The organism is Methylobacterium hispanicum, from assembly GCF_022179285.1.
Classification (GTDB): domain Bacteria; phylum Pseudomonadota; class Alphaproteobacteria; order Rhizobiales; family Beijerinckiaceae; genus Methylobacterium; species Methylobacterium hispanicum.
In genome coordinates, this window is sequence record NZ_BPQO01000047.1 from 23,381 (window position 1) to 33,152 (window position 9,772).

The following is a 9,772-nucleotide window of genomic DNA, read 5'->3' on the forward strand; positions in this document are numbered from 1 at the left end:
AGGAGACCGCTGTTTCATAGTAATCGCGCGCGTGCCGCCCCGGTGACGAGGCGGCACTTTCATTTCCGGGCGGGTGCTGCGGGCCGTGGTGGCCCGTGGCCCGCCCCGCGCGCCGGACACAGGAGCTGGGACCCATGACGTCCGTCCTTCTGCCGAACTATGTGCGGGCCCCGATCGCGTTCGAGCGCGGCGAGGGCGCGTGGCTGGTGGCGCGCGGCGGCGAGCGATACCTCGATTTCGGCGCGGGCGTCGCGGTCAACGCGCTCGGCCACGCCCACCCGCACCTCGTCGCCGCGCTCACCGAGCAGGCCGGCAAGGTCTGGCACGTCTCGAACCTCTACGAGATCCCGGAGGGCGAGCGGCTCGGCCAGCGGCTGGTGGACGCGACGTTCGCCGACATCGCCTTCTTCTGCAACTCGGGCGCCGAGGCCAACGAGGCCGCCATCAAGATGGCGCGCAAGTACCACGCCGAGGGCGGCCATCCGGAGCGCTTCCGGATCGTCACCTTCGAGGGCGCCTTCCACGGGCGCACCCTCGCCACCATCGCGGCGGGCGGCCAGCAGAAGTACATCGAGGGCTTCGGCCCGAAGGTGGACGGCTTCGATCAGGTGCCGGCCGGCGACATGGCGGCGCTCGAGGCCGCCATCACGCCCGAGACCGCCGCCCTGATGATCGAGCCGATCCAGGGGGAGGGCGGCGTGCGGGTGGTGCCGGCGGCCGAACTCCGCCACCTGCGCGCGCTCTGCGATAAGCACGGCCTGCTCCTCATCATGGACGAGGTCCAGACCGGCGTGGGCCGCACGGGCCGGCTCTTCGCGCACGAGTGGTCGGGCGTGACGCCCGACATCATGAGCGCGGCCAAGGGCATCGGCGGCGGCTTCCCGCTCGGCGTCTGCCTCGCAACGAGGGAGGCGGCGCGCGGCATGGTGCCGGGCTCGCACGGCACCACCTTCGGCGGCAACCCGCTCGCCATGGCGGTCGGCAACGCCGTGCTCGACGTGGTGCTGGCCCCGGGCTTCCTGGAGCAGGTCGGCCGCACGGCGCTCGACCTGAAGCAGAAGCTCGCCGCCCTGATGGACCGCCATCCCGGCGTCGTCGCGGAGATCCGCGGGGAGGGCCTGATGCTGGGCCTCAAGCTGCGGGTGCCGAACACCGACTTCGCGGCGGCCGCCCGCGCCGAGCACCTCCTGGTGATCCCGGCCGGCGACAACGTGGTCCGACTCCTGCCTCCGCTGATCGTCACGGAGGACGACGTGGCCCAGGCCGTCGCGCGCCTGGAGGCGGCGGCCTCGAACTTCGACGGGGCGCTGCGCGGCGCCGCCGAGTAGCCCGACGATCCACCGGGCGCGCACCCGCGCGCCCGGCGGCAAGCGCGACCGCGCACCGGCGCCGATGCGCCGGGTCGCACGGGGTCGGACCGATCCCGTGCACGGATGATGAGAAACGACGTGTGAGATGATTGCCCAGACGAACGGTCACGCGGTCCCCGCCGAGGGTGCCGGCCCGCGCCACTTCCTCGACCTGAAGGACCTCTCGGCGGAGACGCTGCGCGCCGTGCTCGACGCCAGCGCCGCCATGAAGGCGCGCCGCCGCCGGGGCGAGCCGCCCGCCGAGCGCCCGCTCGCCGGCAAGTATCTCGGCATGGTGTTCGACCGGCCCTCGACCCGCACCCGCGTCTCCTTCGACGTCGCCATGCGCGACCTCGGCGGCGAGACCCTGATGCTGACGGGCAGCGAGATGCAGCTCGGCCGCGGCGAGACCATCGGCGACACCGCGCAGGTGCTCTCCCGCTTCGTGGACGCGATCATGATCCGCATCCTCGACCACGGACTGATGCTGGAACTGGCCGAGAACGCGACCGTGCCGGTGATCAACGCGCTCACCAAGGTCTCGCATCCCTGCCAGATCATGGCCGACCTCCTGACCTTCGAGGAGCATCGCGGGCCGATCCGGGGCCGCACGGTGGCGTGGTCGGGCGACGGCAACAACGTGCTGGCGAGCTGGGTCCACGCCGCCGCGCGCTTCGACTTCACGCTGAACGTCGCGGCCCCGCCGGAGCTGGCGCCCCCCGCCGCCGTGATGGCCTGGGCCAAGCAGGAAGGCGCGCGCGTCAACCTCACCACCGACGCCTTCGCGGCGGTGGACGGGGCCGACGCGGTGGTCACCGATTGCTGGGTCTCGATGGGCGACGAGGACGGCGAGCACCGCCACAACCTGCTCTCGCCCTATCAGGTCAACGCGGAGCTGATGGCGGCGGCGGCCAAGGACGCGATCTTCATGCACTGCCTGCCGGCGCATCGCGGCGAAGAGGTGACGGCCGAGGTCATGGACGGTCCGCAATCGGTGGTGTTCGACGAGGCCGAGAACCGCCTGCACGCCCAGAAGGGCGTGCTGGCCTGGTGCCTCCGGGCGAACGGGCTCTGACGCGCGCCGATTCCTCCCGCCGATCCTTCCTTGGCCCGGGGGAGGACCGCGCTCTCGCGAAAATCCGGGGGCGGCCCCATATGGGAGCCTCGTCGGGCCACGCGCCCGTCCCCCCATCCCCCGGCCCCGCGCGCTGACCCTGAGCCCCTCCGTCGGGCGGCCGCGCTCGTGGCCGACGACCCCGCGGAGCAGGCATGACGTCCGGAACCGAGATCCACAGCAACGGCCACGCGGGCGGCGACGACGCCGTGCTGCCCTTCGCGGTCGAGGCCCTCGACGTGCGCGGGCGCGCGGTGCGGCTCGGGCCGTCCATCGACACCATCCTGCGCCGCCACGGCTACCCGGACCCGGTCGCGCGGCTCATCGGCGAGGCGGCGGCGCTGACCGTGCTGCTCGGCTCCTCGCTGAAGTTCGAGGGCCGCTTCCAGCTCCAGACCAAGACCGACGGCCCGGTCGCGATGATCGTGGTCGATTTCGAGGCCCCCGACCGGCTCCGCGCCACCGCCCGCTTCGACGCGGAGCGGGTGGCCGCGCTCGGCACTGGCCCGCTGAAGACCGCCGACCTCGTCGGCCACGGCCACCTCGCCATGACGATCGACCAGGGCTCGGCGGCCAGCCGCTACCAGGGCGTCGTCGCGCTGGAGGGCCAGAGCTTCGAGGAGGCGGCGCACCAGTATTTCCGCCAGTCCGAGCAGATCCCGACCCAGGTCCGCCTCGCGGTCGCCGAGGCCTTCGAGGATGGCGCGAGCCGCTGGCGCGCGGGCGGCCTGCTCGTGCAGTTCCTGCCGCAATCCATCGACCGCGCGCGGCTCGCCGACCTGCCGCCGGGCGACATCCCGGAGGGCCACGCGCATCTCGGGTCGGGGGCACCGGAGGACGACGCCTGGGTCGAGGCCCGCTCGCTCACCGGCACGGTCGAGGACCACGAACTGGTCGATCCGAACCTGTCCAGCGAGCGCCTGCTCTACCGCCTGTTCCACGAGCGCGGGGTGCGGGTGTTCGAGGCGCAAGGGGTGCGCGAGACCTGCCGCTGCTCGCGCGAGCGGGTGATGGGCATGATCCGCTCCTTCACGCCGGAGGACCGCCGGGACATGGTCGCCGATGACGGGCGCATCGTGATCACCTGCGAGTTCTGCTCGCGCCGCTACGCGCTGGATCCGGCCGAGGTCGAGCGTGAGATCGCGGAGCGGCCCGCGCAGTAACGGTCTCTGAACAGCCAAGCTTTGACCAAGTCAGCCCGCGCCGTCCATCAGTACGGGGCCGGCGCAGCAAATTTGCTTTCCTCGTGAACCCTTTCGGGATCTGCGACGTTTCGAGGCGTCTCAGAATTCCGGAGGAAACACGATGAACAAGATTGCGGTAGGCCTTGCGGCCCTTCTGTTCAGCACCTCGGTCTACGCGCAGAACGCCGCCGGCACGGCCGGCGGCGAGGGCGGCATGCGCGGCGGTGGCGCCGGATCGAGCATGAAGGCCGGCGGAGAGGCCCGGGGCGGCGCCGAGCGCGGCGGCACGGAGCGCGGCTCCGGCGCGATGGGGCAGGGCGCCGAGGCGCGCGGCAGCGAGGCGGGCCGCGCTGGAGCCGACCGGGGCGCGACGGCCGAGCGCGGCGGTGAGCGCGGCGGTGAGCGCGGCGAAGCGCGCGACGGTGCACGGGCCGAGGGCCGCGGCAACCGCGACGGCGACCGGGCCGAGCGCGGCGAGATGCGGGGTGAGCGTGGGGCGCGCGACGAGCGCCGCAGCGAGCGCGGCGAGGTTCGCGGCCGGACCGACGTGAGTTCCCGCACCGACATCCGCAGCCGCACGAACGTCGTCGATGGCGGCTATCGCCGCGAGGGTCGCTACGTCTTCATCGGCGGCCGCCGGGTGGTCTACGGCTCGCCCGAGTACCGCCGTCTGATCGTCACCGAGCACCGCAGCGGCCCCCGCGAGCGCTACGTGGTGATCCGCGGCCAGCGCGTGCTCTACGGCTCGCCGGAGTATCGCCGTCTCGTCGCCGTGAAGGGCGGTACGCGCGAGCGCTACGTCGTCATCCGCGGCCAGCGCGTGCTCTACGGCTCGCCTGAGTATCGCCGCCTCGTGACCGTGCGCGAGACCGGCCCGCGCGAGCGCTACGTCACGGTGCGCGGCCAGCGCGTGCTCTACGGCTCCCCCGAGTACCGTCGCCTGACGGTCAGCACGAGCGAGCGTCGCGGCGGCACGGTCAACGCCGGCTTCAGCGAGCGCAGCCGCACGGATGTGCGGGCGGGCCGCGAGGAGCGCGGCGAGCGGGGCTTCAACCGCAACGAGGGCCGCGACCGCGCCGGGACGGAGGCGCGCGAGCGGGACGGCGCCCGCAACGCCGGCATGCGCGAGCAGGGCGGCCGCGACGGCGGCATGCGCAACGTCTCCGACCGGAGCGAGCGCGGCGGCATGGGCGGCATGGGTGAGAACCGCGGCGGGGCGGAGCGCGGCGGCATGAACGCCGGCGGTCGCCAGGGCGGCATGCAGGGTGGCGGCGCGCAGGGCGGCGCCGGCCGCGAGGGCGGCAACGCCGGCGGCGCCACGGGCGGCCGTAACTGAGCCGACGCGTTCGGGACAAGAGGAGGGAGGCGCCGGCGACGGCGCCTCCCTTCGCGTATCAGGTCTTCAGCACCGGCTCGCCGATGTCGCCGCTGCCGCGGCGGGCGAGATATTCGGGCTGGAACAGGCACATCCGCACCGCGTCCCGGTAGCGGCCGTTCATGAAGAACTCGTCCTTCAGCACGCCCTCCGGACGGAAGCCGCAGCGCTCGTAGATCTGCGCGGCGCGGCGGTTGTCCTTGTCCACGTGCAGGTAGAGCTTGTGGATGTTGAGCACGCTGAAGGCGTAGTCGATCGCCACCCGGGTCGCCTGCCACGCGTAGCCGCGGCCCTGGAAGCCCGGATGCACGGCGATCTGGAACTCGCAGCGCCGGTGCAGGTGGTTGATCTCCACGAGCTCGACCATGCCGGCCCGCTCGTCGCGGTCGTTGGCGATGATGAAGCGCCGCTCGCTCTGGTTGTGGATGTTGCGCTCGTAGAGCTGCGCCAGCTCGGCGAAGGACTCGTAGGCCTCCTCGAACCAGTAGCGCATGATGCTGTCGTTGTTGTTGAGCTGGTGCACGAAGAGCAGGTCCTCGCGCTCCAGGGGGCGCAGCTTCACCCGGTCGAGAGGCTGGCTCATCGGGAACACTCCGCGATCAGGCGGCGCATGAAGGCCTCCCCCTGGCCGAGCGCCGCCAGCGTGATGAACTCGTCCGGCTGGTGCGCCTGGTCGATCGAGCCGGGACCGCACACCACGGTCGGGATCCCGGCCGCCTGGAAGCGTCCGGCCTCGGTGGCGTAGGGCACCGACACGGTGCGGTTGCGCTGGGCGAGCCGGAGCGCCAGCCGCTCGGCCTCCGAGCCGGGCTCGGGCGCGAGGCCCGGCACCGCCACCTCTTCCAGGGTCTCGATGCGGCCGTAGGCGCCGTAGCGGTTGAGCCGGTCGCGGGTGACGCGCGCGACGGCCTCCCCGAACAGGGCCGGGATCTCGGCCGGGTCGAGGTCGGGCAGGCCGCGATACTCCCAGTTGAAGCTGCAGACCTTCGGCAGGATGTTGCGCGCCGTGCCGCCCTGGATCGTGCCGACATGGACCGTCGAGAAGGGCGGGTCGAACCGGCCCGAAGGGTCGCCCCGGGCGATCATCGCGTCGGCGATGCCGTTGAGCGCGGCCACCAGATCGCCCGCCGCCATCACGGCGTTGGCGCCGAGCATGGGCTTGGAGGAATGCGCCTCGTGACCGTGCACGGTGGTCAGGCAGGTCACCACGCTCTTGTGGGCATCGGCGACCTCGAGGTTCGTGGGTTCGCCAACGATCACGGCGCCGGGCCGCGGCAGGTCGCGGCCGAAGCGCGCGATCGTGTCGGCGACGCCGAGGCAGGTGGTCTCCTCGTCGTAGGAGAGCAGGATGTGGATCGGCCGCCTGAGGTCGGCCGCCAGCATCTCGGGCACGAGGGCGAGCGCCAAGGCGCAGAAGCCCTTCATGTCGACCGCGCCGCGGCCGTAGGCGCGCCCGTCCGCTATCCGCAGGGTGAAGGGGTCGGCGCTCCAGCTCTGGCCCGCCACCGGCACCACGTCGGTGTGGCCGGAGAGCACGACGCCGCCGTCGCCCTCGGGGCCGAGCGTCGCGAAGAGGGCGGACTTGTCGCCCGCCGCGTTCGGCACGCGCACGGACCGCACGCCCCAGCCGTCCAGATAGGCCGAGACCCAGTCGATCAGGGCGAGGTTCGACCGGCTGCTCTCGGTGTCGAAGGCGACGAGCCGGGCGAGCAGATCGACGGTCTCGAGCCGGTCACCGTTCCGCATGGGGCCTCCTTCCTCCGGGCGCGCCGAGCCCGCGGCGGGGCTCGGTGCCTCTCAGTGCAGGCTGCGGCGCACGTGCGGGCTGTCGAGGGAGAAGGCGGGGATCTCGGCCTCGAAGCTCTCGCCCGCCACCGTCGCCATGGTGTAGCTGCCGGCCATCAGGCCGTCGGGCGTCGTGAGCGGGCAGCCGCTCGTGTAGCTGAAGGATTCGCCCGGCTCCAGCACCGGCTGCTTGCCGACGACGCCGGTGCCGCGCACCTCCTGGCAGGCGCCGCGCCCGTCGATGATGCGCCAGTGCCGGGCGCGCAGTTGCACCTGCTCGGCACCGTTGTTCACGATCTCGACCGTGTAGGCGAAGAAGTAGCGGCTCTCGCCGGGGGAGGATTCCTCCTCGACGAAACGGGGCATGACGGTCACGCTGATTCCGCGCGTCTCTGCCTTGTACATCGTGCTGAAACGCCTCTTGCCGAGGAACCCTCGGTGAACCCCCGCCGGGCCTCGGCGCCGATTCAACGCGGCGTCTCCGCCCGGGGAGCCACGTGGTAGTTGTCGTCGGAATCGGCGTCAATCGCGGCGGAGTACGTCGCGGCGCGCCGGCCGGGGAGCCCCGCGGGGACGGCGGGAGGACGGCGGGAGGCCGCCAGCCGTCCCCATCCGGAGGGCCGAGCGCATCGCCCCGACGCCGGAGGCCCGCGCCCCGCCGGCCTTGGCGCGCGACCCGGGGGGGCGAGGGGGCCCACCGCGGCGGGACCGGCCCGGGGGAAGGGCCCCGAAGGCTGCGGGGGAGGCCCGATCGCCGCAGGCCCCGTCCGCGCTGCATCCCAAAGTCAGGTCTTCGCGTTACGGGAACGGTCGAAACGCCCCGGCCCAGCGCAGGCCCCGACGACGTTGCGAGGATCCAACCGCCCCCATGGAGCCCGATTGCGTCATCATCGGTATCCACGGCCTCGCCAACAAGCCGCCGATCGACGAGAAGACGCGCTGGTGGCGGACCGCGATCGCGGAGGGCTTGGCGAGTGCCGGGATAGACTCGAGCACGACCTTCTGCTTCGCGTTCGTCTACTGGGCCGACCTTCGCTACGAGATCCCCCTGTCGGAGGATGCGAACCAGGAGCCCTACCGCCCGCGCGCCGATGCGGAGCGGACGCCCGCGGCCCGGGCAGAGGCGGCGACGACCGTCAAGGACCTGCTCGCGCCGGTCTACGCGGGCATCGACCGCATTGAGGAGGCGACGGGCATCACGCTCCTGGACGACGTGATCCTGGAACACCGCTTCGACGACCTCTGGCACTATCACGGCGAGCGCGGCTTCGCCCGGCAGGTCCGAGCGCGCCTCGCCGAGCGCCTGAGGGCGTTTCGCGACCGCCGGATCTGTCTCGTCGCGCACTCGATGGGATCGGTCATCGCCTACGACGTGCTGCGCACCCTCGAGCGCGAGGATCCGGCGCTGCGCGTCGAGCACCTCGTCACGGCCGGCTCGCCCATGGGACTGGCGAAGGTGAAGCTCAAGTTCGCGGCCGAACACGGTGCCCTGCGCGTGCCCAACAACGTCTCGGCCTGGACCAATCTGGCGGATGGCGACGACGTCGTCTCGATCATGGGCGCGCTGGATGCGGACTACGCCCCCAGCGACGGGGGCGTCCGGGTCGTCGACCGGCGCGTCGTGAACGACTTCCGGCGCCTCGACGGCGCGGTGAACCACCACAAGTCCTACGGCTATCTGCGGACGCGGGAATTCGCAGCCATCGCCCGCCGCTACACGGGAGCCGGCGGCTCCGACGACGCCGCGGGGTAGAGCGAGCGGCTCGAGCCCGTACGGTATGCGTAACCGCGGTGGGATCGAGCCGGAAAACTGCAATCCAGGATTGAGAACGCGACGCAAATCAACTCTGCGCATCATCAGTCAGCGCGCGACAGGGCATCAATATTTAACGTCCGTGCGAGATCATCCCCCGAAATCGGGGGCTATGATGCACGTCAAGATTTCCTACGCGCTTCGGGGCATCATCGCGCTTCTCGCGGTCTGCATCCTCGCGCAGGGGTTCCTGAGCGTGGTGCAGCTTGGCGCGGTCAGCCGGAGCACGCACGACATCACGGAGAACTGGATGCCGAGCGTGCGCGAACTCGGCGAGCTGAAATACAGGATCACGCGCGTCCGCATGACGGATGCGCGCTACATCACCGGCATCGAACCCGTCGGCGATCTCGACGCGCTGGCGGGCCGGCGCATCACGGACGCCGAGAGCGTCTGGTCCCGCTACGAGCCCCTGATCCGGGGGGCGGAGGCGCGGGCGCTGGGGGACGCGTTCCGGCGGTCCTGGACCGATTACCTCGCGCACCGGTCCAAGATCTCGGCCTCCGCGGAATCGAAGAGTCAGACCTTCCTCAACGACCTGTTCCAGGATTCGCGCAAGCCCTTCGAGGCGGCACTCGACGCGCTCGACCGCTCGACTGCCCTCAACATCGCCGGCGGCGATCGTGCGCGCAGCGCGGCGGGCGACACGTACGAACTCGGCCTCCGGCTCACGGTCCTGCTCTGCGGGCTCGCGCTGACGGCCGCACTGGCGGGCATCGCCTACGTGCTCCTCGGCGTGACGCGTCCGATCGACCGGCTGATCCGACGCATGCGGGACCTCGCGGCGGGCGATGTGAGCGCACCGGTTCCGGACACCGCTCGCGGCAGCGAGATCGGCGCCATCGCCGGCGCGATCGAGGCATCGCGGCAGAATCTCATCCGCACGCAACGGCTGGAAGCGGAGACGGCGCTCGCGCGCGCGTCCGCCGAGGAGCAGCGCAAGGCCGGCATGCGCCAGATGGCCGAGGGGTTCGAGCGGGCGGTGGGCGGCATCGTCGGCACGGTCTCGTCGTCCGCGACCGAGCTGCAGGCCACCGCCCGGACCATGACGGCGACGGCCGCCGAGACGGCCGGGCTGTCGGCGACCACCGCGAGCGCGGCCGAGGAGGCGTCCACCAACGTCAACACCGTGGCGGCGGCGGCCGAGGAACT

General features: G+C 72.1%; 9 protein-coding genes. 6 read left to right on the forward strand and 3 right to left on the reverse strand.

Going from position 1 to position 9,772, the window contains the following annotated elements:
- The first annotated feature begins 134 nt into the window (after window positions 1-134).
- The 4 genes from MFF56_RS30310 (at window position 135) to MFF56_RS30325 (ending at window position 4,983) form a co-directional block, all read left to right on the forward strand.
- A complete protein-coding gene (locus tag MFF56_RS30310; RefSeq protein ID WP_066923751.1) occupies window positions 135-1,328 on the forward strand; it encodes an aspartate aminotransferase family protein in 1,194 nt (397 codons plus the stop codon).
- 127 nt (window positions 1,329-1,455) lie between these two features.
- Entirely contained in the window at window positions 1,456-2,424 is a 969-nt protein-coding gene (argF, locus tag MFF56_RS30315) for an ornithine carbamoyltransferase (RefSeq protein ID WP_238232067.1), read from the forward strand.
- Window positions 2,425-2,618: 194 nt separating this feature from the next.
- The gene (locus MFF56_RS30320) at window positions 2,619-3,626 is read left to right on the forward strand and encodes an Hsp33 family molecular chaperone (protein ID WP_066918848.1); all 1,008 of its coding nucleotides are present in this window, start codon (window positions 2,619-2,621) and stop codon (window positions 3,624-3,626) included.
- Between the two features lie 142 nt (window positions 3,627-3,768).
- Window positions 3,769-4,983: a hypothetical protein gene (locus MFF56_RS30325; RefSeq protein ID WP_066918850.1), complete on the forward strand. Its 1,215-nt coding sequence runs from the start codon at window positions 3,769-3,771 to the stop codon at window positions 4,981-4,983.
- A gap of 58 nt (window positions 4,984-5,041) precedes the next feature.
- Here MFF56_RS30325 and speG read toward each other — a convergent pair whose 3' ends face one another.
- Genes speG through apaG form a run of 3 tightly spaced genes read right to left on the reverse strand, consistent with a single transcriptional unit; the run spans window position 5,042 to window position 7,212 of the window.
- The gene (speG, locus tag MFF56_RS30330; RefSeq protein WP_066918859.1) at window positions 5,042-5,605 is read right to left on the reverse strand and encodes a spermidine N1-acetyltransferase; all 564 of its coding nucleotides are present in this window, start codon (window positions 5,603-5,605) and stop codon (window positions 5,042-5,044) included.
- On the reverse strand, window positions 5,602-6,768 hold the full coding sequence (argE, locus tag MFF56_RS30335; RefSeq protein ID WP_066918852.1) for an acetylornithine deacetylase: 1,167 nt from the start codon (window positions 6,766-6,768) through the stop codon (window positions 5,602-5,604). The genes speG and argE overlap by 4 nt, the downstream gene beginning before the upstream one ends.
- Before the next feature lie 51 nt (window positions 6,769-6,819).
- The gene (gene apaG, locus MFF56_RS30340) at window positions 6,820-7,212 is read right to left on the reverse strand and encodes a Co2+/Mg2+ efflux facilitator ApaG/CorD (RefSeq protein WP_066918854.1); all 393 of its coding nucleotides are present in this window, start codon (window positions 7,210-7,212) and stop codon (window positions 6,820-6,822) included.
- Between the two features lie 463 nt (window positions 7,213-7,675).
- Between apaG and MFF56_RS30345 the strand changes: the two genes are divergently transcribed.
- Both MFF56_RS30345 and MFF56_RS30350 read left to right on the forward strand, forming a co-directional pair.
- Complete coding sequence (locus tag MFF56_RS30345; protein ID WP_066918857.1) at window positions 7,676-8,560, forward strand: esterase/lipase family protein; 885 nt, start codon at window positions 7,676-7,678, stop codon at window positions 8,558-8,560.
- A 172-nt stretch (window positions 8,561-8,732) separates the two neighbouring features.
- A partial coding sequence (locus MFF56_RS30350) for an MCP four helix bundle domain-containing protein (RefSeq protein WP_238232069.1) occupies window positions 8,733-9,772 on the forward strand: 1,040 nt, incomplete at its 3' end.

What these genes read in the sequence shown, in the direction of transcription:
- MFF56_RS30310 (WP_066923751.1), top strand. Translation starts at nt 135, where the DNA reads ATGACGTCCGTCCTTCTGCCGAACTATGTGCGGGCCCCGATCGCGTTC.
- argF (WP_238232067.1), top strand. Translation starts at nt 1,456, where the DNA reads ATGATTGCCCAGACGAACGGTCACGCGGTCCCCGCCGAGGGTGCCGGC.
- MFF56_RS30320 (WP_066918848.1), top strand. Translation starts at nt 2,619, where the DNA reads ATGACGTCCGGAACCGAGATCCACAGCAACGGCCACGCGGGCGGCGAC.
- MFF56_RS30325 (WP_066918850.1), top strand. Translation starts at nt 3,769, where the DNA reads ATGAACAAGATTGCGGTAGGCCTTGCGGCCCTTCTGTTCAGCACCTCG.
- speG (WP_066918859.1), bottom strand. Translation starts at nt 5,605, where the DNA reads ATGAGCCAGCCTCTCGACCGGGTGAAGCTGCGCCCCCTGGAGCGCGAG.
- argE (WP_066918852.1), bottom strand. Translation starts at nt 6,768, where the DNA reads ATGCGGAACGGTGACCGGCTCGAGACCGTCGATCTGCTCGCCCGGCTC.
- apaG (WP_066918854.1), bottom strand. Translation starts at nt 7,212, where the DNA reads ATGTACAAGGCAGAGACGCGCGGAATCAGCGTGACCGTCATGCCCCGT.
- MFF56_RS30345 (WP_066918857.1), top strand. Translation starts at nt 7,676, where the DNA reads ATGGAGCCCGATTGCGTCATCATCGGTATCCACGGCCTCGCCAACAAG.